The sequence below is a fragment of the Bifidobacterium sp. LH_416 genome (assembly GCF_056357055.1).
The window spans coordinates 66917-92217 of record NZ_JBKEVJ010000006.1 but is presented as its reverse complement, the minus strand read 5'-3'; the positions used below and the strand labels follow the sequence as shown (position 1 = coordinate 92217).

The following is a 25301-nucleotide window of genomic DNA, read 5'->3' as shown; positions in this document are numbered from 1 at the left end:
CGTACTATGTCAGCACTAATCCACGCTAAGCAATGTCGGTTCACCAAAGCGATGCAGCTCATCATCCGTGGCCGCCCGGCTTAGCCCCTGCTTCACACACCATAAAATAATCGCATCGCGCCGCTGCCTGCACCACAATTCCGATACGCCAGCAAATCGCAGCACGCGCTGGGTTTCCCGCACATCACAGCCAAGACCGAACGCCAACATGATGGCATGATCACGGCCTGGCCGGCTTTTACCGGCAAAAATGTCATACACAACCGTGGCATTCAATCCAGACGAACGAGCCACATCAGCACGTTTGAGACCATGGCGGTGAAGTAAAAACTGCAGATAATCCACCAGCTCACGGTCTTTGACCTTTTCTTCATCCAAATATGTCTCGATGCTGTCGCTGGCGAGCAGACGATCCAACAATTCCTCAGTCAGTATTTTCTCGCCCGAGCTCGAAGTGCCGTTCTTTGCCATATGTCCTTTATACCGTCGTATCGCCTGCGCGCGGCATTAGACACCGTACATATTCCTCTGTGATTCAGTTGGCAACTGATTTTTTCAGTTATCAACTGAGGAACTGCGATTGATTCCACCCGATAATCGTCTCTGCGCTAAGTGACTTTTGACGAAAAGGAGAGAAGATACCATGACCAATCAGTCCGATCAGCCGACCACTCCCATGGGGCCTGCTCCAGTGACTCCACAGAACGATTTCAATCAGCCGGTCCAACCAGTTCAGCAGACGGGTGGGGTAACCTATTTAGCTCCGAACATGCCCGGCGCGGCAGGTCCAACACAGCCGGGTCAGCCTGGCCAGCCGCAGCCCAGTCAGCCAGGACAGCCGAAACCGCATAAGAAAACCTCGAAACTGGCGGTGTTCGCCATTATCGTAAGCGCCGTGTTCCTGCTGTGCACCTTCATCAGCATGAATTCCTGGGGCCAGCTGGCATTCTTCGCTGTACTGCCGGTGCTGCTCTCTGGCTTCTCCCTCTACACCATTCGTAAGGACGGCAAAGTGCAGGGCCGTGTTTTGGCTTGGGTTGCGGTGGGTATCACCGTGGTGGCGCTCATCATCGGCGGCGTGAGCGTTATGCGAGCTGGCGCTCAGAGCAAGGCCGATGATGCCGCGTTCAAGGAATCCATGAAAGTGACATGCAAGGCATACAGCTGGCCGTCTTCCGACCTGGTGGCGCAATTGCCGCAGCCGCAGTCCACCACCGGCCAGATTGAAAGCGAAAGCTCCAGCTTGTTCGCCATTTCCGTGTGTGATACGGATGCTACGCAATATGAGGCTTACGTGCAGTCGCTACAAGACAAAGGCTTCACTGTGGACTATTCCAAGAGCGAGGATGCATTCATGGCCAAGAATGAGGCAGGCTATAGTGTGCATGCATCAGTGAACGAATACAACAAGAATGTGATGGATATTTCCATCTATCCGCCGGATGATTCTGCGGATTCCGATTCCTCTGACGATTCCAGTAATGCGGATTCGAACTCATCTAGTGATTCGTCGAGTGATTCCTCAAATGATTCCTCTACAAGCACCGATTCCAATGCTTCTTCCGGTACCTCGGACAGTGATTTCAAGGCTGCCATGGACAGCTACGAGAAGACGATGAATGACTACGTTGACTTCATGAACAAGTACAACTCCGAAGGTCACCCCGTGTCCATGCTTGCCGATTACGCCAAGTGGATGAAGCAGTACAACGACACCATGCGGAAGTTCGATGCGCTCAATGATGGTTCCTTGACTGACGAGGAACTGCAGTATTACATCGAAGTACAGACTCGAGTCAACGAGAAGCTCGGCACTATTCAGTAGTCGCCTCGCGCGGGCGAGACCGCAACACATATAAAGGTGGGTTCCTGTAGCAATACGCTGCAGGAACCCACCTTTATGCATGCATTTGTTTCAGCTCTTCAGAAGGTGATCAGAAGCGAATCAGAGACTTGATGACCTTGCGCTGATCCATGGCCTCGTAAGCCTCCTGGATGTGGTCGAGATCGAACTCGGCGGTGAATACACGGCCGGGGTTGATCTCGCCCTTAATCACAGCGTCCAGTAAACCGGAGTCAATGTCATAGTGACGAACCGGAGCCGGACCGCCCTTGATACCGATGTTGCCGTAGAACGTACCTTCGGCACTGATTTCCACATCATGCGGTAGACCCACACGACCAATCACGCCGCCACGGCGAATAAGACCAATAGCAGTATCAAACGACTGCTTGGAGCCCACGCATTCCAGCACAGCGTCGGCACCGTAGCCGCCGGTCATTTCCAGAACCTTATCAATGGCAGCCTGATCGCGCTCGGCCACAATATCCGTAGCGCCGAACTCGCGGGCCACTGCCGCGCGATCCTCGTGACGGCTCATGGCAATAATGCGCTTTGCGCCAAGCATGTGAGCGGACAGTACGCCGCACAGGCCCACGGCACCATCGCCCATCACCACAGCAGTGTCGCCAGGCTTGACTTCAGCGGACACAGCGGCGTGATAACCGGTAGACATCACATCAGCGATAGTCAGCAGGGATGCAAGCGTGGCGTCATCGTAATCCTCAGGGGAACCAGGCACCTTGACCACAGTGCCATCGGCTTCAGGTACGCGCACATACTCAGCCTGGCTGGCGCCAAAGTAGCCACCGTGTGGGCATACCGATTCAAAACCAGCCTTGCAAACCGGGCACTTGCCGCAACTGTACGGGAATGGCAGCACAACGAAATCGCCCGGCTTGACGGAAGTAACCGCAGAGCCGACTTCTTCAACAACACCAATGGACTCATGGCCAATCTGTGCATGATACGGATGCGGGCTCAGGCCACGGAAGTACCACAGATCAGATCCACATACGCAAGCGCGCACCACGCGCACTATGGCATCATCATCGTGTTCAAGGTGCGCCTTCGGCACTTCTTCCACAGCCATCTTGCCGGGTTCCACGAAAATTGCTGCTTTCATGGTGTCAGTCATGTTTACTCCTTGCTGTACAAGACATCGGTTTGAACATTGACTCCTATTGAATAACCATTCGACAGCATAATCCAATAGCATTCAGCCATACTCAGCCATGCCTTACGCTTATGGCTTTTTGTTTTCCTCTTGAATTGCGCCACATACAAGAAATCCCCTCCGGGCGAACCCGAAGGGGATTTCTTTACGCTAGTTCAAGCGAAGATCTTCTGGTGATTTCAAAGAAATCAGGCGAGGATCTTGGTCACACGACCGGAGCCAACGGTGTGGCCGCCTTCGCGCACTGCGAAGGTCAGGCCTTCCTCCATTGCGATGGGCTGAATCAGCTCAACGGTGAAGGTAGCGTGGTCGCCCGGCTGAACCATCTCGACGCCTTCCGGCAGCTCGATGACGCCGGTGACGTCGGTGGTGCGGAAGTAGAACTGCGGACGGTAGTTGGAGAAGAACGGCGAGTGACGGCCGCCTTCGTCCTTGGTCAGCACGTAGACTTCGCCCTCGAACTTGGTGTGCGGGGTAACGGAGCCCGGCTTGGCCACAACCTGGCCACGCTCGACATCGTCACGGCCGAGACCACGCAGCAGCAGACCGGTGTTGTCGCCAGCCTCGCAGGCGTCCATGGTCTTGTGGAAGGTCTCGATGGAGGTGACGGTGGTCTGCTGGGTCGGACGGATACCAACGATCTCGACCGGGGTGTTGACGGCCAGCTGGCCACGCTCGACACGACCGGTGACAACGGTACCACGGCCGGAGATGGTGAAGACGTCCTCGATAGGCATCAGGAACGGCTTGTCCAGGTCGTGAACCGGGGTCGGGATGTACTCGTCGACAGCGTCCATGAGCTTCTTGATCTGCTCAACCCACTTCTCGTGGTCCGGAGCGTCATCGTGCAGAGCGCCGTAAGCGGAGACGCGGATGATCGGGCAGTCACGATCGAAGCCGTTCTCGTCGAGGAGGTCACGGACCTCTTCCTCAACGAGCTCGATGAGCTCCTCGTCCTCGACCATATCGCACTTGTTCAGAGCGACGAGGATCTTCGGGACGCCCACCTGACGAGCGAGCAGCACGTGCTCGCGAGTCTGAGCCATCGGGCCGTCGGTGGCGGCCACAACGAGGATAGCGCCATCCATCTGGGCAGCACCGGTGATCATGTTCTTCACGAAGTCGGCGTGGCCCGGGCAGTCGACGTGAGCGTAGTGACGCTTAGCGGTCTGGTACTCGATGTGGGCGATGTTGATGGTGATACCGCGGGCGGCCTCTTCCGGAGCGGAATCGATCTGGTTGAAGTCGTACTCCGGGTTGACATCCGGGAACTCCTCGTGCAGCACCTTGGAGATGGCGGCAGTCAGGGTAGTCTTACCGTGATCGACGTGGCCGATGGTACCAATGTTAACGTGCGGCTTAGTACGCTCGTACTTTTCCTTTGCCATTACTCTTGTCCTCCTGGACGTCTCGTGAGTTTCCTACGCCCTTTCGCGTAGGCACTCGCTCTATTCTACTGGGTTTCTGGGTTATGTGCCACTTTGAGGAGCCAGAACCCAGTCAGCGGTACACGATATTACCGCTGACTGGAGACACTAGCTACCTTTAGTTAGTGGCGCGTGTCACTCGCCGCGCTGGGCCTTGATGATCTCTTCGGCGACGCTCTTCGGAACCTCGTCGTAGGAGTCCATCTCCATGGTGAACATGGCGCGACCCTGGGTCTTGGAGCGCAGATCGCCGATGTAGCCGAACATCTCGGACAGCGGGACCTTGGCGTCGATGACCTTAACGCCAATGGCGTCGGTCATGGACTGGATGTTGCCACGACGCTGGTTCAGATCGCCGATAACTTCACCCATGTACTCTTCCGGAGTACGAACCTCGACCTTCATGATCGGCTCGAGGATGACCGGCTTAGCCTTCGGAGCGGCTTCCTTGAAGCACATGGAGCCTGCGAGCTTGAAGGCCATTTCGGAGGAATCGACCGGGTGCATCTGACCGTCGGTGACGGTGGCCTTGACGCCCACAACCGGGAAGCCGGCGAGAATACCGGATTCCATGGCTTCCTTGACGCCAGCCTCGATGGACGGGATGAATTCCTGGGAAATGTGGCCACCGGTGACGGCGTTCTCGAACTCGAAGGTCTTGCCCTCGGTGGTGTCGAGCGGCTCGAAGTTCATCAGGACCTTTGCGAACTGGCCGGAACCACCAGTCTGCTTCTTGTGGGTGTAGCCCTGGTCCATGACGGCCTTGCGGATGGTCTCGCGGTATGCAACCTGCGGCTTGCCCTGGTTGCACTCCACCTTGAACTCACGACGCATACGGTCGACGATGATGTCGAGCTGGAGCTCGCCCATACCTGCAATCAGGGTCTGGCCGGACTCTTCGTCAGTGGTGACCTGGAAGGTCGGATCCTCTTCAGCCAGCTTGGCCAAAGCGATACCCATCTTCTCCTGATCAGCCTTGGTCTTCGGCTCAACGGCAACCTGGATCACAGGATCCGGGAAGGTCATGGAGTCGAGGGTGATCGGATCGTCGATGGCGCACAGGGTGTCACCGGTGGTGACGTTCTTCAGGCCCACGAAGGTGTAGATGTTACCGGCATCGGCCACATCCATCGGGTTTTCCTTATCGGCGTGCATCTGGAAGATCTTGCCGATACGTTCCTTCTTCTCGCGAGTGGAGTCGAGCACGGTGTCGCCAGGCTTGACGGAACCGGAGTAGACACGCACGAACACGAGCTTGCCGTAGAACGGGTGGGTGGAGATCTTGAAGACCAGAGCGGAGAACGGATCAGTCTTCGTCGGGTGACGATCGATCTCGACGGACTCATCGCCCGGCTTGTAGCCCTTGATAGCCGGCACGTCTTCAGGAGACGGCAGGTAATCGACAACGGCGTCCAGCATCGGCTGCACACCCTTGTCCTTGAAGGCGGAACCGCAGAAGACCGGGAAGGCCTTCTTGGCAATCGTCAGCTGACGAATACCAGCGCGAACCTCTTCCTTGGACAGGTCGCCTTCTTCGAAGAACTTATCCATCAGCTCGTCGTTGGCCTCAGCAGCGGCCTCAACAAGCTTCTCGTGGTATTCCTCAGCCTTGTCCTTGAGATCGTCCGGGATCTCAGTGGTGTCGTACTTAGCGCCGAGGCCCTCGGTGCCGTTCCAGACGTAGGCCTTCATCTCAACCAGATCGACAACGCCGGCGAAGTCGTTCTCAGCGCCAATCGGCAGCTGCATCACGATCGGGTTTGCACCCAGCTTCTCCTTGATGGTGTCGACGGAGTAGTAGAAGTTAGCGCCCAGCTTATCCATCTTGTTGACGAAGCAGATACGCGGAACGCTGTACTTATCGGCCTGACGCCACACGGTCTCAGACTGCGGCTCCACACCTTCCTTGCCGTCGAACACGGCAACAGCACCATCGAGCACACGCAGGGAGCGCTCCACCTCGGCCGTGAAGTCCACGTGGCCAGGGGTATCGATGATGTTGATCTGGAACTTGTCCTTGGTGTCGTGAGTCTGACGGTTCCAGAAGCAGGTGGTAGCAGCGGACTGAATGGTGATGCCGCGCTCCTGCTCCTGAGCCATGAAGTCCATGGTGGCAGCGCCATCGTGGACCTCACCGATCTTGTAGCTCTTACCGGTGTAGAACAGAATTCGCTCGGTAGTGGTGGTCTTACCGGCATCGATGTGAGCCATGATGCCGATATTGCGGACGTCGTGAAGGTCCGAAATCTCTTGAGCCATCGTTATTCCTTATTCTCCTGGAATTAATTACCAGCGGTAATGAGCGAAGGCCTTGTTGGCCTCTGCCATCTTATGAGTATCCTCGCGACGCTTGACAGAAGCACCGAGGCCGTTGGAAGCGTCCAGAATCTCGTTGGCGAGACGCTCAGCCATGGTCTTCTCACGACGAGCGCGGGAGAAGTCGGTCAGCCAGCGCAGGGACAGGGTGTTTGCGCGGTTCGGCTTGACCTCGACCGGCACCTGGTAGGTAGCGCCACCGACACGACGGGAGCGAACCTCGAGGGACGGACGGATGTTGTCCAGGGCGCGCTTGAGAACAGCGACCGGCTCCTGGTCGGACTTCTCCTTGACCATGTCGAGAGCGGAGTACACGATGTCCTCGGCGATCGACTTCTTGCCGTCAAGCAGAATCTTGTTGATGAGCTGCGCCACCACGGTGGAACCGTAGATCGGATCGGGCAGCACGACGTGCTTCTTGGAAGGTCCCTTACGTGACATATCTCTTACTTCGCCTTCTTTGCTCCATACAGGGAACGACCCTGCTTACGGTCCTTGACGCCCTGGGTATCGAGTGCACCACGCACGATGTGGTAACGCACACCCGGCAGATCCTTCACACGGCCGCCGCGCACGAGCACGATGGAGTGCTCCTGCAGGTTGTGGCCTTCGCCCGGAATGTAGGCGGTGACTTCGATGCCGGAGGACAGGCGCACACGGGCAACCTTACGCAGAGCCGAGTTCGGCTTCTTCGGGGTGGTGGTGTAGACACGGGTGCACACGCCACGACGCAGCGGGCTTCCCTTCAGTGCCAAAGTCTTGGACTTCTTCGGCTTTGCCTGACGTCCCTTACGGACGAGCTGTTCAATAGTAGGCAACTTGAATTCTCCGATTCAGTGGTTTCTCTTACTTTCGTGTGACCGCCGCACTGCACCCACACTTTTCACTGAATCGTTCTGCGCGTTCTTAATCCACGCCTGACGAATCGTCAAAAGTTAGCCCAGTCCACCGGCCCGATGGCCTTCTTGCCTCCCGCCGACGCATTACTGCGAGCGATCATCAGCCCGAAGGATATCCCAACGCGCACACCTGTTACATAAGGCATGCCGCTGGCACACACGAATATCTATATTACGGTTTCGCCGGACAACGACTCGCCGGGACTATGCAGAATTGACCGCTGGCTGGTTGGATGTCTGTTGTTCGACACACTCAAGGCCGTTTGGCCAAGCTTACAGTCTCACAACAGACACCCAACCAACCACCTCCGCGTGGCTATGAACATCTTCCCCAAAATCCTCCGCAAACAGCAGGTGCCCCCGAGGAGTCTGTGTCACTCGGGGGCACCGCCAAGGAGGGAATCACCATTCACTAACAATCAATCGTTGCCTGTTTTTATTTGTACTGCCTGGGAAACGAACCTCTTCAATCAGCTTCCTCGCTGATGTTTCACCAACTGTTTCCCGTACTGCACAGTATAACAAAACCGCTCCTGCAAAACGCCCGATACAGCAGTCGGGAGTAAGCAGGAGCGGTTCTTATCAAGCAGTTCTGAAGCGTGCAGATATAGTGCTTCAGACTGAATCAAATCAGGCCTCAGCCTTAGCAGCAGCCTTGTCAGCGTCGAAGGCATGCACGGAGTCGGCATCCTTAGCGGAGCCCTTCTCACCGTTATCGGAATCCCAGTGAATCTCGTGCTTGTCATCGTGGTTACGCCACCAGCTGGAGAGAATGGAGCCGGAGATGTTGTGCCACACGGAGAAGAAGGTGGACGGCACAGCAGCAATCGGGTTGGCGGCGAAGGAGGTCAGAGCCAGGGTTGCACCCAGAGCGGAATCCTGCATACCGACCTCGAAGGTGATGGCCTTCTGCTGAGCGTAACGGAAGCCCTTCGGGTAGATCTTGTACATCAGCTTGGAGAAGCCGAAGCCCAGAGCGTAGCCGGACAGGTTGTGCAGAATCACAACCGGGATTGCCATGAGGGAGGAAGCAACGAACAGCTTCGGGCCGTTGGCGGCAACCACAACACCGATGATCAGGAGGATGGCCACCTGGGAGACGATCGGCAGGGCCACAGTGATCTTTTCGATCTTCTTGCCGAAGATCATGTGGCAGATCACACCGAGGGCAATCGGGAAGAGCACCACCTTGACGGCGTTGAGGAACAGGGACTCAACCGGCACGGAGACGTACTGGGAAGCCAGCCACTGCATCAGCAGCGGAATCATGAACGGAGCGCACAGAGTGGAGAGGATGCCAATGGAGACGTCGAGGGCCACATCACCGCGAGACAGGTAGCTCATCACGTTGGAGGAGGTACCGGACGGGCAGCAGCCGACCAGAATCACGCCGACAGCCAGAGCGCCATCGAGGCGGAAGATCCAGCACAGCAGCACAGCGATAAGCGGCATGATCACGAAGTGAGCGACGGTGCCGACGATAACCATCAGCGGCTGGGTGAGGATGCGCTTGAAGTCATCCAGAGTCAGGGTCAGGCCCATGCCGAAGAGCACGATGCCCAGCATGTAACCGGTGTAAGCCTTGCCCCACAGGCTGGCCTGCGGCACAAAGTAGTTAAAAACAGCCCACACAACGACGATGGCCGTAAACCACTTGGTCAGCCAATCGGCGAACGCTTTAACCTTTTCCATAGTGTTTCTTCTCTCTTGTTTGGAAATGTCAAGGTACGAAACTAGGCGAGACGTGACGTAGACGAAACACAGTGTTCACATTGTGGGCGCGCTCACACTTGCGCGGACAGGCTTTTCATCTGCAAAACTCACTGCGACACGCCGATGCATGCAGTCGCGAATATTCGTGTATAGTATCCATCTGTTGCGCAAAAGCCTAGTGCAGATTGTGCTTCGATGGTGGCCATAGCTCAGTTGGTAGAGCATCTGATTGTGGTTCAGAAGGTCGCGCGTTCGAGCCGCGTTGGCCACCCCAGTACCCCTCCGGAAACGGAGGGGTTTTTCGTTTTCTGCCAAGACTGCAGCGTTGTAGACTCGGGGCTATCTGCTGTACGAAAAAAGGATTCCTATGCTGTCTTTTGAGAATGATTACTCCCGCGCCGCCCATCCTGCAGTGCTTGATGCCGTGGTCTGCGCCAATGAACACCTCTATTCCGGCTACGGCTCAGATGAATTGACCGAACAAGCCAAAACCAAGATTCGCGAAGCATGCGACTGCCCGAATGCCGACGTGTGGTTCCTCGTGGGCGGCACACAAACCAATCAAGTGGTAATCGACACGATTACGCCTGCCTACGCAGGAGTAGTAGCCGTGGAATCCGGACACCCGAATGTGCATGAGGCCGGAGCCATCGAATTCAGCGGGCATAAGGTGCTGACGCTCCCCCACCATAATGGCAAGATGGATGCCCGCGAACTCGACGAGTTCTGTGCAACGTTCTATACGGACGGCAATTACGAGCACATGGTGTTCCCCGGCTGCGTATATGTGTCTCAAAGCACTGAATACGGCACGATGTACTCGAAAGCGGAGCTTGAAGCGCTGGCTGATGTGGCGCATAAGTATGAGATGCCGCTGTTTGTGGACGGTGCTCGTCTCGGCTATGCCTTGACTGCAACCGGCAGTGATTTGACGCTGCCTGATCTGGCTCGTATCGCCGACGTGTTCTATATCGGTGGCACTAAGGTCGGCGCATTGTTTGGCGAGGCTGTGGTGTTCACCAAGAACAACACACCGAAGCATTTCCTTACGCAAATTAAACAGCATGGCGCACTACTGGCTAAGGGCTTTGTGCTGGGCGCACAATTCGATGCACTGTTCACCGATAATCTGTACTTGAACATCGCCCGCAATGCCAATACTGCTGCAGATCGCATTCGTGAAGCGCTCAAATCCAAGGGCTATCAGCTCACCTTTGAAGCCCCGACCAACCAGATTTTCGTCACGCTCGATCAGCTCACCATCGATCGATTGACGCAGCACGTCAAGCTTGGATTCACCGAAAAAGCCGACGATACGCATACCGTTATGCGCATCTGCACCAGCTGGTCCACCACCGACGAGGAAGTGGACCAGCTCATCGCGTTGCTGTAATTAAATGTAATTAAGCGCAAATTATGGGTGGTGGTATAAGACTGAATATATACCACCACCCAAAAGTCATGTTTTCATGAATCAACTTTGATAATTAAATCAGTAACAGGTTGCTCTATATTAATTATATTTACTTCTTTTTTATTATCGTCGCATGAGCGATAAAAATCGCTACACGATACATCTAGCTTCCATTTCCCGTAACGCAGTTTCTCATGGTATTGCCCATTTGCACCTGTGTAGTAAGCAACCAACGAAGTTGTTCGATCATTCTCCAAAGGAGTAAAGCCCACAGAGTAGCCACTCTGCGGAACATTATTACCGTCGACCACAGTGACAGTAACGTTAGAAATCATTTCTTTCTGCAATGGATATAACAGAGCTACAGAAACAGAAATAAATATAATCAATAGTATGGCATTTAAAATATTGACCCTAAACAGCCCGTCAATTATTTTTCGATCTTTATAAACCATTTTTTATTTACCTTTTATGCAGTTTATAAATACGATTATTAAATTTTGGGCAACGCACATGCTTTTCATAAACAATAGAAGGGAAGCATTAATTACTATACCAATGTTCTCTAGACCTCTGCATGCAGACAACAGAAAGTAATTAGAAAGCAATTACTCCCCTATTGCTTCGCGCTCCATGTCTACGAACTTGTGGACGGAGGCTTCCACGGAATAGTGCTCTTTGGTGTTTTGGGCGTATTTGGCGCTCCACTCGGCGCGTTCGGCCTGATGTGCAATCCACCAATCGATGCGGCGGGCCAGCAAGGCTGCATCGCGCACGGGGAACAGCGACTCATCAAGCAATGCAAACTGGCTTGCGGCAGACAATTCGGAGGCCGCGATCACCGGTACAAGGCCGCAGGCCATTGCTTCGATAACACTTACAGATTCGATATCCGCAATGGAGCAATGCACAAACAAATCACCGGAGCGCAGCAATTCTGGCATTTCGGCATGCTTGTGGAAGCCGATATCCGCCTTACGTGCCAAACGCCGCCCTGCACGGAACGACAAGTACCTCCGCAACGGCCCAGTTCCAGCAATCACCAGTTGAATATCTGCAGCATGGCGAGACATGGAAATCGCCTTAATCAGCGTGATCTGATCCTTTTCGCGAGCCAGTCGGCCGGAGGCGATAATGCGGAATGGCACTGGAGTAGGAGCTGCAGGATCAACCGACTTCAACGGCTTATAAGCTGGCGAGTATCCATTAGAAATCACATGCAGCTTGGCCTTGTACCCATGCGCACGCAGCAAGCTGGCGGTCATTTCAGTAGGCACATGAATATGGTCAATGCGCCTGTACAGCCAATGCTTAAACAGCCAGTACAAGAAGCTCGAAACCCCTGGAATATGGCGCAACGGACCTGCGGAATACAACACGTTTTCAGGCTGCAAATGGAACCCGGCAGTCACCGGAATACCCATTTGGCGAGCGACTTTAGCGGCATGCCTGCCGAATTTGAACGGCATATAAATGTGCACCACATCCACGCCTTGGAAAGCAGTACGGAACAAGGTATCGCTCGGCTGCGCAAACTGCATCAGCTGCTTGGAAGCCACCCAAGACACTAGCGGCACTTTGTTCACTCGTGCGGGATATTCGGGAGCACCGACTCCCACCAATCGCACATGATGGCCCTGACGTTCAAGTTCAGCGGCCCACTGCAGTGCGGAATTCGATGTACCGTTGCCCTGATTTCCTACCGTATCCACCACCAAAGCGATAGTCAGCGGTCGGTCAATGCTCTCTTCACTCCCGTTTTCACGCATTGCTTCATCTTAAGTCACCGACTCCTCATTCAAGCGCGAAATGCGCCAGACTATGCCGTTCACAGCGTCATAAAGCCCCATAATGGTGCGGCATAACCCAAAATGTCCAATAACATGCACAATAATCTGCGCCCAAAAATGCTCAGCGACAACTCAGCGAAGAGTATCCAGCGCCCGACGAATGCGCGCCACCGCCTGATACAGATCCGCAGTATGCTTCAGCAGACTAATACGCACCCAGTTTTCACCAACCGAGCCAAAGCAGGAACCTGGCATCAGCGCTACGCCAGCGGTATTGAGCAGCCAATCAGTAAACGCAGATGAAGTAGTTTGAGTATATGAAGTAACCTGCGCAAACGTTTCAGGCACGCGCGCCCATGCAAACAAACCACCATGCGAGTCAGCAACTTCCAAGCCACTACCCTGCAAGCCATCCCGCACGACTTCAAATCGATGCTGATATTGCGCGGCCAACTCCCGCACAGTCGACTGGTCAGAGTCCAACGCCACAGCACCCGCCTGCTGAATCACGCTGGATGCCAGCACAGCAGTCTGCCGATGCACTGCCTTCACCGCAGCCATCACCTCAGCATTGCCAGCCACAAATCCGCCACGCCAGCCAGCAACCATATACATTTTGGATAGCGAGCCAAGCTCCAGCGCCACATCAATTGCACCCGGAGTTTCCAACACACTCAGCGAGCGCGCACCGCCAAATTCAAGCCCTGCATACGCAAAATCATTAAGCACAATAAACCCGTACTGCTGAGCCAGCCGCACAGCAGTTGCATACAGTTCAGGGGTTGCGTCGGCACCAGTCGGATTGTTGGGGTAATTCAAAATCAGCAGTTTGGCGCGCGTCCATACAGCCGGATCCACCGCGTCAAGACAGGGCAGAAAACCGTGCCCCGCTGAGGCGGGAATAGTCTCGAACCGGCCTCCTGCAACCGCGGTAGAACCTTCATATTGCGGATAATATGGGTCCACTGCCACAACCGTGTCACCCGGGTCAATCAGTGCCTGAATCACTGTGGCAATGCCTACCGAAGAGCCCGAAGTGGCGAGCACTTGAGTGGCGAAATCAAGCGTCACATTATGCTCACGCTGATACCATCCGGCGACTGCGTTGAGATACTGCGGCAATCCATCAAAAGGCGGGTAGCGGAATTCGGATGGATCATGTGCGGCTTGGGCGAGCGCATCCTGCACGAATGCTGGCGGCTGGCCATCAGGATTGCCTTTGCTTAAATCGATGATGTTATGCCCAGCTGCGATGGCGGCTGCGGCTCGCGCATCCGCTTCAGCAAAGGGATTGCCCGGCAACGATGCCGCTCGTTTGGAAATCAGTGCTTGGTACTGCACTGGCATGTCCAATCCCCCTCGTTCCTATCATTTGCGAGGCAGCGAGCGTTGCCGTTTGCTAACGCCCGCCTGAATCGCAAGTGATTTCCCCTCAAAAACGTTGGCCCGACCGCGCTGAACAAATCGGCCGGTGATATCTAAAGTACGGGAGCCCTGTTTCAGACGCAACGGCGTGTCTATATGCAGTATTTATGGCGGGTTACAGACATGCAAAATTTCCTTCAGCGGCACCTTCCATACAGCATGGCAGAATGTGGGGTATGACTGAGACTGCTGTGAACATTGCTGCCCCCTTCTCCCCTATTACTGGACGCACGCTGGGTACTCCGCTGGGTAAGAATCCAACTCGTGTGCTGTTTTTGGGTTCTGGTGAGCTGGGTAAGGAAGTCACCATTGAATTGATGCGACTGGGCGCTTGGGTATGCGCTGCTGATTCTTATGCAGGCGCTCCGGCTCAGCAGGTGGCGCATGAGTATCGCGTGTTGGATATGGCCAATGCTGATGAATTGCAGGCACTGTTCGATGAGATAAAGCCGGATATTATTGTGCCGGAAGTGGAGGCTATTGCCACCGACGTGCTAGCCGGAGCGGCTGCAGCTGGCGCTCAGGTAGTGCCAAGCGCTGAGATTGCTGCAATTTGCATGGATCGCGAACGGTTGCGCGTGCTGGCTCATGAGGAGCTTGGTTTGCCGACTACACCGTATCGTTTCGCTGGTTCTGTGGAAGAGCTGCGCGAGGGCGCTGAAGCTGTGGGTTACCCGTGTGTGGTAAAGCCGGTGATGAGCTCGTCTGGCCATGGTCAGTCTGTGGTTCGTTCGGCTGATGCGATTGATGCCGCTTGGGTTGAGGCTCAGGAAGGCCGTCGTGCCGCCGATGAAGGCGATGTGTCTCGCGTGATTGTTGAGGCGTTGGCTCCGCTGGATTATGAGCTAACTGTGCTGACGGTAAGTTCTTCGGCTGGCATTGTGACATGTGCGCCGATTGGTCAGCGTCAGGAATCTGGTGATTATCGTGAATCCTGGCAGCCGGCCACTGCGGCTGATGTGGTGCTGGCTCAGGCTCAATTAATTGCGCGCGGCGCGGTGGAAGGCTTGGTGACTCGCGCTCAGGCCGCTGGGGAAACCGGCTGGGGTGTGTTTGGCGTGGAGCTGTTTGTGCTGACTGATGGCTCGGTGCTGTTCAACGAGGTTTCTCCCCGACCGCATGACACTGGTATGGTGACGATGGCTTCTCAGCGGTTGAGTGAGTTCGCATTGCATGCGCGTGCGATTTTGGGCCTGCCGATTACCGCTGAACATGTGGCATTGTCGATTCCGAGTGACGCTGTTGCCGCCAGCCATGCGATTGTGGTGGAGGGCGACGGCGAGGCCGAATTCACGAATGTGGCTGGCGCTCTGGTGGAGCCGGGCACTGATTTGCGTATCTTCGCCAAGCCTGAAGTGCACGGCCATCGTCGTATGGCGGTTGCACTAGCCATTGGAGATGATGAGGCCGACGCTCGTGCCAAAGCCGCCCACGTGGCCGACGCACTGACCATTACCGTGCGGTAGTAACTGCAAGAGTGTCAGCTATCGTTGATACCCTTTTACCGTTAGTTCACCCAGAATTCCACTCCTGAAAGGCGAGTTATGGAGAAGCTGGAAAAGCTCTACGAGGGCAAGGCCAAGCAACTGTACGCAACCGACGATCCCGACATCCTGTGGGTCGAATACAAGAACACCGCCACCGCTGGCGACGGTGAGAAAAAAGAAGATTTCACCGGCAAGGGCCGTCTGAACAATCTCATCACCACCATCATTTTCGATCTGCTCAAGGCTCGCGGCATCAACAGCCACCTCGTCAAGCGTGTGAACGACACTGCACAGCTGGTGCGCAAGATGGACATGTTCCCGCTGGAAATTGTGCTGCGTAACACTGCCGCCGGCCATTTCTGCTCTCGTTTGGGAGTTGAGGAAGGCCTGCCGCTCAAGGAGCCAGTGCTCGAATATTTCCTGAAGAACGATGACCTGCACGATCCGTTCGTGAACGATGATGATCTGGTGGCTCTGGGCGTGTGCACCCGTGAGGATCTCGCCGAGATCGCTCCACTGGCCCGCAAGATTAACGAGGCTTTGATTGATATCTTCGCCAAGATTGATGTCAAGCTCGTGGACTTCAAGATCGAAATGGGCCGCGCTTCCGATGGCACCCTGCTGCTGGCCGATGAAATCACCCCGGATTCCTGCCGCCTGTGGGATCAGCGCGACCACTCTGACAAGGTTGAGCACCTTGACAAGGACCTGTTCCGCCGTGGTCTGGGTTCCATCATCCCGGCTTACGAAGAGATTGAAGGCCGCTTGGCTGAGCTCGCCAAGTCCGAAGGCATCGAAGTCGCCTGAGTAATTCGCACATTATCTGGCTCCCCCTCCAGAGGGGAGCCAAACTTGTTTTTAATCAAAAGAAAGGACTCCCATGGTTTTCCGCGTATACGTGGAGAAGAAGCCCGGCTTTGATGTCGAGGCACAGCAGCTCGCCGGCGAGCTGAAGACCATTCTGGGCGTAAGCGGGCTCTCAGATTTGCGCATCGTGAACCGTTACGATGCCGAAGGCATTTCCGAAGACCTGTTCAACCAGACCGTGCCCACCGTGTTCAGCGAACCTCAGGTGGACAACGTCTCCTACGATTTGCCTGACTTCGGCAACGCCAAGGTGTTCGCCACCGAATTCCTTCCTGGTCAGTTCGATCAGCGCGCTGATTCCGCCGCAGAGTGCATCCAACTCATCTCCCAGGGTGAGCGCCCGACCGTGCGTTCCGCCAAGGTGTACGCGCTCGAAGGTGACTTGACCGATGCAGACGTGGAAACCATTAAGCACTACGTCATCAACCCGGTTGAAGCTCGCGAAGCCAGCCTGGAAACCAAGGAAACCCTGAAGACTCAGGTGCCGGTGCCCGGCAAGGTGGAAGTCATCAAGGGCTTCAACGAGATGGATGCTGAAGCTGGTCAGAAGTTCATCGATGAGCGTGGCTTGGCCATGGATCTCGCCGATCTGGAGTTCTGCCAGAAGTACTTCTCCGAGGAAGGCCGCGAGCCTACTATCACCGAAATCAAGGTGATTGACACCTATTGGTCTGATCACTGCCGCCACACCACGTTCGGCACTGAGCTGGATGAAGTGAACATCGATGATGCCGTAGTCAAGGCCGCTTTCGAGCGTTACCTTGAGATGCGTCACGAGCTGGGCCGCGATGCCAAGCCGGTGTGCCTGATGGATATGGGCACCATTGGCGCCAAGTGGCTGAAGAAGAACGGCATCCTGACTGGTCTCGATGAGTCTGAGGAAATCAACGCCTGCACCGTTAAGGTCAAGGTTGATGTGAACGGCCACGACGAGGATTGGCTGTTCCTGTTCAAGAACGAAACTCACAATCACCCCACCGAAATTGAACCGTTCGGTGGCGCAGCTACCTGCATCGGCGGCTGCATCCGCGATCCTCTGTCCGGCCGTTCCTACGTGTACCAGGCTATGCGCGTGACCGGTGCTGCAGATCCGACTGTGCCGGTTTCCGAGACTCTGGAAGGCAAGCTGCCGCAGCGCAAGCTGGTGACCACTGCCGCCGCTGGCTATAGCTCTTATGGCAACCAGATTGGTCTGGCTACCGGTCAGGTTGACGAAATCTATCACCCGGGCTATGTGGCCAAGCGCATGGAAGTTGGTGCTGTGGTTGCCGCTACCCCGGCCGACCATGTGCGCCGTGAGACTCCGGCTCCGGGAGACAAGATCATCCTGCTGGGTGGCCGTACCGGCCGCGATGGCATCGGCGGCGCTACCGGCGCTTCCAAGGCTCACAATGTGGAGTCGCTGGAGCTTGATGGCGCTGAAGTGCAGAAGGGTAACGCTCCTGTGGAGCGCAAGCTGCAGCGCCTGTTCCGCCGCGGCGACGCATGCCGTCTGATCAAGCGCTGCAACGATTTCGGCGCTGGCGGCGTGTCTGTGGCGGTTGGCGAGCTGGCTGACGGCCTGTTCGTGGACTTGAACACCGTGCCGAAGAAGTACGAGGGCCTGGACGGCACCGAATTGGCCATCTCCGAATCTCAGGAGCGTATGGCTGTGGACGTGGCCGCCGAGGATGTGGACGAGTTCCTCTCCTACGCCCGTGAAGAGAACCTTGAGGCTACCGTGATTGCCACGGTGACCGAGGATCCTCGCATGGTGATGACCTGGAATGGCGACGAAATCGTCAACCTTTCCCGCGAATTCCTGGCCTCCAACGGTGCTTCCAAGCATCAGATCGTGCACGTGGAAGCCCAGCAGGCTTACGCTGTGCCGTCCGCTTGGACCACCGGTTCCCTGTCTGAGCGCATGCACGCCCTGGTCACCGATTTGAACGTGGCTTCCAACAAGGGCCTGTCCGAGCGTTTCGATTCCACCATCGGCGCCGGCACTGTGCTGATGCCGTTCGGCGGCGTCAAGCAGCTTACCCCGAATGAGGCCATGGTGGCCAAGTTCCCGGTGTTCGGCGAAACCACCACCGCTTCCGCTATGGCATGGGGCTTCAACCCGTACATTATGGAGAAGAACCAGTTCACTGGTGCTTACCTGTCTGTGGTCGAGTCACTGGCCAAGCTGGTCGCCGCTGGCTTCGAACATGAGAAGGCTTACCTGAGCTTCCAGGAGTACTTCGAGAAGCTGCGTGACGAGCCGGAACGTTGGGGCAAGCCCACCGCTGCCGTGCTTGGCGCTCTGATGGCTCAGGTCGATCTCGGTGCTGGCGCTATCGGCGGTAAGGATTCCATGTCCGGTTCCTTCGAGAATCTGGATGTGCCGCCGACACTGATTTCCTTCGCTGTGGCCGTGGGCAACATGAAGCGCGCCACCTCCCCTGAGTTCAAGGGTGCCGGCCACCGCATCGTGCGTATTGCTCCGCGTTACCTGGCCGATGGCCTGACTCCGGATAAGGATGCGCTGCTCGATGCATTCTCGCTGGTTGAGGAGCTCACCGACTTCCACACTGCTCTGGCTGTTTCCACTCCGGGTTACGGTGGCACGGCTGAGGCTCTGTTCAAGATGACTGTGGGCAATGGCATCGGCGTCTCGCTGAACGATGGCATCAGCCTGGATGATCTGTTCACTCCGGCTTACGGTTCCTTCATCGTGGAGCTGAAGGATAACGAGAAGATTCCGGCTGTCTCCAACCTAGTTGAAGTGGGCGAGATCGGTGTGACCACTGAGTCCTACGCGTTCACCGCAGCTGGCCAGACCATCTTCCTGAACGAACTGCAAAACGCTTGGGAGAGCGGCATCGAATCCGTGTTCCCGTATCGTTCTAAGGGTGCTGAGAAGGATCAGACTGTGGAAACCGTTGATTTCCATACTGAATCCGCTGGCATCAAGAAGACCGTGTACACGGGTACTGGTGTGGCTAAGCCGCGCGTCATTATTCCGGTGTTCCCTGGCAACAACTGCGAATATGATTCCGCTGCCGCTTTCGAGCGCGCTGGCGCCGAGGCTCATACCCTGGTGATCAACAATCTGACTCCGGCCGCTGTGGCCGAATCCACTGCCGCTTTGGTGGAGGAAATCAACAAGAGCCAGATTGTGATGATTCCGGGCGGCTTCTCCGGCGGCGACGAACCGGACGGTTCCGCCAAGTTCATCACCGCGTTCTTCCGTGCTCCGGCTGTGACTGAGGCCGTGCGCGACCTGCTGAAGAACCGCGATGGTCTGATGCTCGGTATCTGCAATGGTTTCCAGGCGCTTATCAAGCTGGGTCTGGTGCCGTTTGGCGATATCGTGCCGATGACCGCCGAATGCCCGACGCTGACGTTCAACACCATCGGTCGCCACCAGAGCCGTCTTGTGCGCACTCGCGTGGCTTCCAATCTATCCCCGTGGCTGGCTCGCACTGCTGTGGGCGACGTGCACACTGTGGCCATCTCCCACGGCGAGGGCCGTTTCGTGGCTTCCGATGATGTGCTGGCTCAGCTCAAGGCCAACGGCCAGATTGCTACGCAGTACGTGAGCGAAGCCGGCGTGCCGGGCATGGATCTTTCGGTGAATCCGAACGGTTCTCTGCTCGCCATCGAAGGCATCACCAGCCCGGACGGCCGCGTGTTCGGCAAGATGGGCCACTCCGAGCGTTCCGGCAACGGCCTGTACGTGAACGTCCCCGGCGACAAGTACCAGCCGATCTTCGAAGCCGGCGTAGACTACTTCGCCGCCTGATCGAACAATGCCGCCATGCCTTGCCTCCCCTTGTCAGGGGAGCTAGCCCGCAAAGCGGGCCTGAGGGGTAGTTCTGAGCAGGCGAAGGCTGCGGAAAACACAGCGTCGGCCACAGGCCGACTCATTTTCCCGCAGCCTTCGCCTGCTCTTCTTCTCTCCCCCAATTTTTATGATCTGCATATCCGTCTCAACAATGCTCTACTGTACGATCATCAATATCCGCATCCGCAGTCGAGGGGTTAAGCAAAATAAATGCGATGGATGGCAGCGCATCATCCCATGTACGGCTAAGTTCATATCGGTATCTGCCATCTTCGCCTATGTTAGCTGAAGATTGAATATATTTATTGGGCATCTGCTATGGAACCTCCCCCACGAATATCGTCAATAGAATCATTCCATCAGTTTCACCCGACCTACAATGAGTAAGTAGATTTCTACCGGTTGGCGCAATTCGACCATGATTTGACCAAACGTGGCGAAAGGATGCAACTATGGCGCAGGATTCAGCTCGCAACACCTATGCTCGATCTGGAATAGTCATAGGAATCCTCGAGTTACTTGACGAAAACACAGATCGCGAACACGGAGTCACAGCAGTCTGGCTAGCCGAACAACTTGAAGTAACCGAGAAAACAGTCAGAGGCCATCTCCATGCACTACGGGAAATGCAACCATTCGGACGCAAGGTTGATCGAATAGAACTAGAAGACCTCAAGAACGCAACCAGCGTCGACCCTCGACCCGGCTGGTATATCGAGCCAGTCTTCGACACTGCACAGATGCGTCTGCTTGCCGATGGCGCTGCATTGTCTCGTTCGGACGGGGAATATCTGCAAGATCTTATCGCCAAAATCTATGCGTTCGCCGGCCGTTCCAGGCAACTTGGCATACGAGGGTCACTGCCAACGCCTAAGCATTACAATCGAGAGTTCCTTAACAATATCGAACAGATAAATGATGCTATCGCGCATGAACGGAGCATTCGCTTCCGCTACTGCACGTATGATGTCAACGGCGAACTCGTTCCACGGCTCAAGACGGATGGCAGTCCAAAAGAATACGTTGCCGACCCCTACGATCTGCGATACAAGAATGAAAAATACTATCTCGTCTGTCATTTGCATCCATATGACAATCTGGCATATCTGCATGTCGAACGCATCCGCGACTTGCACGTCGATACCGCCGATCACACGCTGGAGCGCGCATTCAACAGCTTTACCGATGAAGACGGTTCCCCTATTGATCTGACGGCATTCTTGGATGAACGCCCGTATCCATCGCCTGGATCAGCGATATCCGTACGTCTTCGCGTTGAAGGTGGACTCGAGCCGGTATTCGACTGGTTTCCCGATGCTAAGGCCACACAGGTCGGAGACGATACCTACGAGGTGACCGTCGCATCAACCCATTGGGCCGTAGTATGGTGGGCGCTGCAGTACACCACCAGTGGAGTACGCATCACGGTACTGGAGCCACAATCAATCCGCGATGAGCTACGCAGAGCCGGCCACATACTGCTCGATCGATACGAGTGACGAAACATCCATCGGCGGCAAAGCAATTACGAGTTATTCGGCAAGGCATCTTGAACCGAAAAGACTTTTGAGCTCGGCAAACAGTGCTGCGTTTCGTTTGATGCGGAACCGATCACCGAGCGTAAGAACCTGAGCGTTATCATGTTCATCCAGTAAAGCGAGTTTGGTCTCGCAGAGACCGGGGTATCTCAGAAGCACTTGTCTGAGTCTGTTCATGTTCGCACGATTGGCTACGTTCCACGACAAAAGGATAGTCAGTGGGCGAGTATTCCTATCTTCTAGGTCAGGGATCTGCAGTTTTGTGGCACGTAGAGATACGACCTCATCTCGAAGTTCCACCCGACCGCGAATCTGTACCACGGAATCCAACGTCAACTCAGTAGTCGCAGCCTCATACACCTTGCCGAAGAACATGCACTGGATACTGCTCTCCATATCCTCAATCGTTACAATCGCCCACGGATTACCCTTCTTCGACACACGCCGATCTACACCAGTAATCAAACCCGCGAGCGTGACCTGCCGACCATTAGCCATCGTCTTGGCCCGATCAATCAGATGCGCGATTGACATCTCACGCAAACCAGTCAATACCGCCTGCATGCCGGAAAGTGGATGATCAGACACGTACAGGCCGAGCATTTCACGCTCGAAATTCAGTTTGGTCCTCTTATCCCACTCCTCTGTATCAGGCACGGTAATGCTGGCATCGCCCATGGATTCGTCGATATCATCATCAGAGAACAAATCAAACTGGCCTTGTTCCTGCTTACGTTTGATTGGAATCATCACATCAATGGCGGCGTCGCACACGACACTCAAAGCATGACGGCTAGGATCGGTGGAATCAAACGCACCAGCCTTGATGAGCGAATCAACCAGCTGGCGGCTCAGTACAGTCAACGGAACACGGCGGATGAAGTCCATGAAATTCTTGTATGGACCGCGCAAACTTTCACGTTCAGCGATGATGTCGGCTACAGCTTTCTCGCCAACGTTTCGGATTGCTCCGAGGCCGAAGCGAATATCGTTGCCGACTGCCGAGTACTCGTACACCGATTCGTTGACGTCCGGGGAAAGCACCTGGATGCCCATGCGACGCGCCTCGCCAAGATACAGCGCGGTCTTGTCCTTGTTCGTGGACGCGCCCTGCAACAGGGCGGCCATGAACTCGACCGGATAATGCGTCTTCAGATACGCGGTCCAATACGAGATCAGCCCATACGCGGCCGAATGCGCCTTGTTGAACGCATATTCGGAAAACGGGACCAGAATCTCCCAGATCGCCTCCGCGGCCTCCTCCGAATAGCTGTGCTCCTTCATGCCGGCGAAGAACGGCACCTTCTCCTTGGCCAGCACCTCCGGCTTCTTCTTGCCCATCGCACGACGCAGCACGTCCGCCTTGCCCAGCGAATAGCCTGCCAAGATTCGGGCGGCGGACTGCACCTGCTCCTGATAGATGATCAGGCCATAAGTTTCGCCCAGCACCTGCCTCAACGGTTCATCCAGTTCAGGGTGAATAGGCTCGACGGGCTCCAGACCGTTCTTGCGTCTGGCGTACATGATGTGCGATTTCATGCCCATCGGACCGGGTCGGTACAGGGCGATCAACGCAGAGACATCGTTGAAACAGGTGGGTCTCATGGTTTTGAGCAGGGATCGGATACCATCGGAATCGAGCTGGAACACGCCGAGCGTGTCGCCGCGAGACAGCAGCTCGTACGTCGCCTTGTCGTCGAGCGGGATCCTGGTGTAATCGATGGCCGGTTTGCCGTTCGCCGTGATGTTGCGGATCGTGTCGCGGATGGTCGTGAGGTTGGACAGACCAAGAAAATCCATCTTGACCAAGCCCAACGTTTCGCACGTATGGTATTCGAATGTGGTGGTGATAGTGCCATCTTTGCGCTCCAGCAAAGGCGAAACATCGGTGATGGGAACACTGCCCATGATGGTGGCACAAGCATGCACGCCAGTTTGGCGAATCAGACCCTCGATGCCCTTAGCTTTTTCAGTGATGCGCCTGATATCCGAATTGGAATCATAGAGTTCACGGTATTCGCGTGCCTCGGCGTACCGTTCTGCTTTTGGATTGAAGATGTCATGTAGACTGATGTCCTTGCCGCCCGTTTCAGCCGGAGGCAACGCCTTTGTGGCTGTATCGCCTATCGAAAAGTCGTAGCCCATGATTCGCGCCGAATCCTTCAGAGCCTGCTTCGTCTTAATCATGCCGTAAATCACACACTGCGCCACCCTGTCATGCCCATACTTGTCAGCCACGTATTCGAGCACCCTCGCGCGGCCGACTGGGTCGAAATCCACATCAATATCAGGCAAGCTCACGCGCTCCGGATTCAGAAAGCGTTCGAAAATCAAGCCATGCTGTAACGGATCTAATTCTGTGATACCCATCGCATACGCCACCATCGCACCAGCAGCTGAACCGCGACCAGGGCCGACCATCACACCATGTGTTTTAGCCCAATTGATGTAATCTGCCACCACGAGGAAATAGCCACAGAACTGCATCTGGCAAATCACGCCACACTCGTAATCCGCCTGTTGCAGCACCGCCAACGGTGGATTACCGTCATAGCGCTGTTCAAGACCTTCTTCGACCTTCTTTAAAAACAAACCGGTTTCATCCCAGCCCTTAGGACAAGGGAACTTCGGCATAAATGCACCGTCTTCGTTATCGTCGAACATAACATTGCATCGCTCTGCAATCGCCAATGTATTGGCACACGCCTCGGGCAAATCTTGGAATAACTCATGCATTTCATCGGCCGACTTGATGTAATAGCCCGTACCCTCGAATTTAAATCGGCCTGGATCATCCAGGCGCGAACCCGAATTGATACACAGCATCGCATCCTGAGCATCCGCGTCTTCGGCATGCACGTAATGCGAATCATTCGTGGCCAGCAACGGTGCGTTCAGTTTCTTCGCAATCGTCAGCAAATCATTGGATACCTGATTTTCAATCTCCAAACCGTGATTCATCAGCTCAATGAAAAAATTGTCTTTGCCGAAGATATCCTGCAGCTCACCTGCCGCACGTAATGCCTCATCGAACTGACCGAGTCTCAGACGGGTCTGGACAATACCCGATGGACAACCGGACGAGGCAATCACACCTTTCGAGTAGGTAGAGAGCACGTCCTTGTCCATGCGAGGATATTTCGCCACTCGCCCTTCGAGATTCGCAACGGAAGATGCCTTAATGAGATTGGATAGTCCTTCATCGGTTTCCGCCCACATGGTCAGATGCGTATACCAGCCACCACCAGACACATCGTTCGGGTTGCGTCGACGATGCTCCTCGTCAAGATTGGGGTTCCATGCCGTATCCCAGTTGATGCGCGTAGAGTCCTGACGAGCAGTTTCCGGCGTCACGTACGCTTCAATACCGATAATCGGCTTGATACCACGGTCTATAGCGGTGCGCCACAATTCGTACGCTCCGTGCATGTTGCCGTGGTCGGTGATACCGACGGCCGACATACCAAGTTCGGCTACTCGATTCACCAGATCAGGGATTCTAGATGCACCGTCCAGTAGCGAATAGTGCGTGTGATTGTGCAGGTGCACGAAATTTCCGGTTCCACTCATGCTTCGAACCGTATGTTCTAGCAGCCAATA

Annotated in this window: 18 protein-coding genes and 1 tRNA gene; 7 read left to right on the top strand and 12 right to left on the bottom strand. The window is 55.4% G+C overall.

The annotated features are described in order from the left end of the window. Positions 1 to 15: 15 nt before the first annotated feature. Positions 16 to 471 carry a helix-turn-helix domain-containing protein gene (locus AC1AY0_RS10840; RefSeq protein ID WP_476523782.1) on the bottom strand — a complete coding sequence of 152 codons (456 nt, stop codon included), beginning with the start codon at positions 469 to 471 and terminating at the stop codon, positions 16 to 18. Positions 472 to 643: 172 nt separating this feature from the next. On the opposite strand from AC1AY0_RS10840, the gene AC1AY0_RS10835 reads away from it, so the two are divergent. Then, complete coding sequence (locus AC1AY0_RS10835; RefSeq protein WP_476523784.1) at positions 644 to 1825, top strand: DUF6591 domain-containing protein; 1182 nt, start codon at positions 644 to 646, stop codon at positions 1823 to 1825. Positions 1826 to 1934: 109 nt separating this feature from the next. Here AC1AY0_RS10835 and AC1AY0_RS10830 read toward each other — a convergent pair whose 3' ends face one another. The 6 genes from AC1AY0_RS10830 to AC1AY0_RS10805 all read right to left on the bottom strand — a co-directional run bounded on the left by AC1AY0_RS10830 (position 1935) and on the right by AC1AY0_RS10805 (position 9351). Continuing rightward, entirely contained in the window at positions 1935 to 2978 is a 1044-nt protein-coding gene (locus AC1AY0_RS10830; protein ID WP_476526405.1) for a zinc-dependent alcohol dehydrogenase family protein, read from the bottom strand. A 227-nt stretch (positions 2979 to 3205) separates the two neighbouring features. After that, positions 3206 to 4405, bottom strand: coding sequence for an elongation factor Tu (gene tuf / locus AC1AY0_RS10825; protein ID WP_214375874.1), 1200 nt, complete (start codon positions 4403 to 4405; stop codon positions 3206 to 3208). 174 nt (positions 4406 to 4579) lie between these two features. After that, positions 4580 to 6703 (bottom strand): elongation factor G, encoded by a 2124-nt coding sequence (gene fusA / locus AC1AY0_RS10820; protein ID WP_476523787.1) that lies wholly within the window; start codon positions 6701 to 6703, stop codon positions 4580 to 4582. Positions 6704 to 6730: 27 nt separating this feature from the next. Next, complete coding sequence (rpsG, locus tag AC1AY0_RS10815) at positions 6731 to 7201, bottom strand: 30S ribosomal protein S7 (protein ID WP_003828652.1); 471 nt, start codon at positions 7199 to 7201, stop codon at positions 6731 to 6733. Between the two features lie 5 nt (positions 7202 to 7206). Beyond that, complete coding sequence (gene rpsL, locus AC1AY0_RS10810) at positions 7207 to 7578, bottom strand: 30S ribosomal protein S12 (RefSeq protein WP_003813881.1); 372 nt, start codon at positions 7576 to 7578, stop codon at positions 7207 to 7209. 711 nt (positions 7579 to 8289) lie between these two features. Next, entirely contained in the window at positions 8290 to 9351 is a 1062-nt protein-coding gene (locus AC1AY0_RS10805; protein WP_476523788.1) for a bile acid:sodium symporter family protein, read from the bottom strand. A gap of 219 nt (positions 9352 to 9570) precedes the next feature. Here AC1AY0_RS10805 and AC1AY0_RS10800 point away from each other — a divergent pair. Then, positions 9571 to 9646 (top strand) — tRNA-His (locus tag AC1AY0_RS10800). Between the two features lie 93 nt (positions 9647 to 9739). Beyond that, entirely contained in the window at positions 9740 to 10765 is a 1026-nt protein-coding gene (locus AC1AY0_RS10795) for a threonine aldolase family protein (RefSeq protein ID WP_476526403.1), read from the top strand. A 74-nt stretch (positions 10766 to 10839) separates the two neighbouring features. Here the strand turns inward: AC1AY0_RS10795 and AC1AY0_RS10790 are convergent, their stop codons facing one another. The 3 genes from AC1AY0_RS10790 to AC1AY0_RS10780 all read right to left on the bottom strand — a co-directional run bounded on the left by AC1AY0_RS10790 (position 10840) and on the right by AC1AY0_RS10780 (position 13917). Continuing rightward, on the bottom strand, positions 10840 to 11241 hold the full coding sequence (locus AC1AY0_RS10790; RefSeq protein ID WP_476523791.1) for an Ig-like domain-containing protein: 402 nt from the start codon (positions 11239 to 11241) through the stop codon (positions 10840 to 10842). A gap of 153 nt (positions 11242 to 11394) precedes the next feature. Further along, the gene (locus AC1AY0_RS10785) at positions 11395 to 12555 is read right to left on the bottom strand and encodes a glycosyltransferase (protein ID WP_476523792.1); all 1161 of its coding nucleotides are present in this window, start codon (positions 12553 to 12555) and stop codon (positions 11395 to 11397) included. Between the two features lie 153 nt (positions 12556 to 12708). After that, positions 12709 to 13917: a pyridoxal phosphate-dependent aminotransferase gene (locus AC1AY0_RS10780; RefSeq protein WP_476523838.1), complete on the bottom strand. Its 1209-nt coding sequence runs from the start codon at positions 13915 to 13917 to the stop codon at positions 12709 to 12711. Between the two features lie 260 nt (positions 13918 to 14177). Between AC1AY0_RS10780 and purT the strand changes: the two genes are divergently transcribed. The 3 genes from purT (at position 14178) to AC1AY0_RS10765 (ending at position 20121) form a co-directional block, all read left to right on the top strand. Beyond that, on the top strand, positions 14178 to 15467 hold the full coding sequence (gene purT, locus AC1AY0_RS10775; protein ID WP_476523794.1) for a formate-dependent phosphoribosylglycinamide formyltransferase: 1290 nt from the start codon (positions 14178 to 14180) through the stop codon (positions 15465 to 15467). Between the two features lie 78 nt (positions 15468 to 15545). Continuing rightward, on the top strand, positions 15546 to 16295 hold the full coding sequence (purC, locus tag AC1AY0_RS10770) for a phosphoribosylaminoimidazolesuccinocarboxamide synthase (protein WP_033889604.1): 750 nt from the start codon (positions 15546 to 15548) through the stop codon (positions 16293 to 16295). A gap of 73 nt (positions 16296 to 16368) precedes the next feature. After that, complete coding sequence (locus AC1AY0_RS10765; protein ID WP_476523795.1) at positions 16369 to 20121, top strand: phosphoribosylformylglycinamidine synthase; 3753 nt, start codon at positions 16369 to 16371, stop codon at positions 20119 to 20121. 187 nt (positions 20122 to 20308) lie between these two features. Here the strand turns inward: AC1AY0_RS10765 and AC1AY0_RS10760 are convergent, their stop codons facing one another. Next, positions 20309 to 20476 (bottom strand): DUF1643 domain-containing protein, encoded by a 168-nt coding sequence (locus tag AC1AY0_RS10760; RefSeq protein ID WP_476523796.1) that lies wholly within the window; start codon positions 20474 to 20476, stop codon positions 20309 to 20311. 313 nt (positions 20477 to 20789) lie between these two features. Here AC1AY0_RS10760 and AC1AY0_RS10755 point away from each other — a divergent pair, with 313 nt between their 5' ends. Then, positions 20790 to 21662 (top strand): helix-turn-helix transcriptional regulator, encoded by an 873-nt coding sequence (locus AC1AY0_RS10755; RefSeq protein WP_476526401.1) that lies wholly within the window; start codon positions 20790 to 20792, stop codon positions 21660 to 21662. A 33-nt stretch (positions 21663 to 21695) separates the two neighbouring features. Here the strand turns inward: AC1AY0_RS10755 and dnaE are convergent, their stop codons facing one another. Next, positions 21696 to 25271 carry a DNA polymerase III subunit alpha gene (dnaE, locus tag AC1AY0_RS10750; protein ID WP_476523799.1) on the bottom strand — a complete coding sequence of 1192 codons (3576 nt, stop codon included), beginning with the start codon at positions 25269 to 25271 and terminating at the stop codon, positions 21696 to 21698. Positions 25272 to 25301: the final 30 nt, after the last annotated feature.

Excerpts from the sequence above, each read along its gene's own strand:
- fusA (WP_476523787.1), bottom strand. The coding sequence starts at position 6,703 with ATGGCTCAAGAGATTTCGGACCTTCACGACGTCCGCAATATCGGCATC.
- rpsG (WP_003828652.1), bottom strand. The coding sequence starts at position 7,201 with ATGTCACGTAAGGGACCTTCCAAGAAGCACGTCGTGCTGCCCGATCCG.
- purT (WP_476523794.1), top strand. The coding sequence starts at position 14,178 with ATGACTGAGACTGCTGTGAACATTGCTGCCCCCTTCTCCCCTATTACT.
- AC1AY0_RS10840 (WP_476523782.1), bottom strand. The coding sequence starts at position 471 with ATGGCAAAGAACGGCACTTCGAGCTCGGGCGAGAAAATACTGACTGAG.
- AC1AY0_RS10765 (WP_476523795.1), top strand. The coding sequence starts at position 16,369 with ATGGTTTTCCGCGTATACGTGGAGAAGAAGCCCGGCTTTGATGTCGAG.
- AC1AY0_RS10785 (WP_476523792.1), bottom strand. The coding sequence starts at position 12,555 with ATGCGTGAAAACGGGAGTGAAGAGAGCATTGACCGACCGCTGACTATC.
- AC1AY0_RS10805 (WP_476523788.1), bottom strand. The coding sequence starts at position 9,351 with ATGGAAAAGGTTAAAGCGTTCGCCGATTGGCTGACCAAGTGGTTTACG.
- tuf (WP_214375874.1), bottom strand. The coding sequence starts at position 4,405 with ATGGCAAAGGAAAAGTACGAGCGTACTAAGCCGCACGTTAACATTGGT.
- AC1AY0_RS10790 (WP_476523791.1), bottom strand. The coding sequence starts at position 11,241 with ATGGTTTATAAAGATCGAAAAATAATTGACGGGCTGTTTAGGGTCAAT.
- AC1AY0_RS10795 (WP_476526403.1), top strand. The coding sequence starts at position 9,740 with ATGCTGTCTTTTGAGAATGATTACTCCCGCGCCGCCCATCCTGCAGTG.
- dnaE (WP_476523799.1), bottom strand. The coding sequence starts at position 25,271 with ATGAGTGGAACCGGAAATTTCGTGCACCTGCACAATCACACGCACTAT.
- purC (WP_033889604.1), top strand. The coding sequence starts at position 15,546 with ATGGAGAAGCTGGAAAAGCTCTACGAGGGCAAGGCCAAGCAACTGTAC.
- AC1AY0_RS10755 (WP_476526401.1), top strand. The coding sequence starts at position 20,790 with ATGCAACCATTCGGACGCAAGGTTGATCGAATAGAACTAGAAGACCTC.
- AC1AY0_RS10835 (WP_476523784.1), top strand. The coding sequence starts at position 644 with ATGACCAATCAGTCCGATCAGCCGACCACTCCCATGGGGCCTGCTCCA.
- AC1AY0_RS10760 (WP_476523796.1), bottom strand. The coding sequence starts at position 20,476 with ATGCCCAATAAATATATTCAATCTTCAGCTAACATAGGCGAAGATGGC.
- AC1AY0_RS10830 (WP_476526405.1), bottom strand. The coding sequence starts at position 2,978 with ATGACTGACACCATGAAAGCAGCAATTTTCGTGGAACCCGGCAAGATG.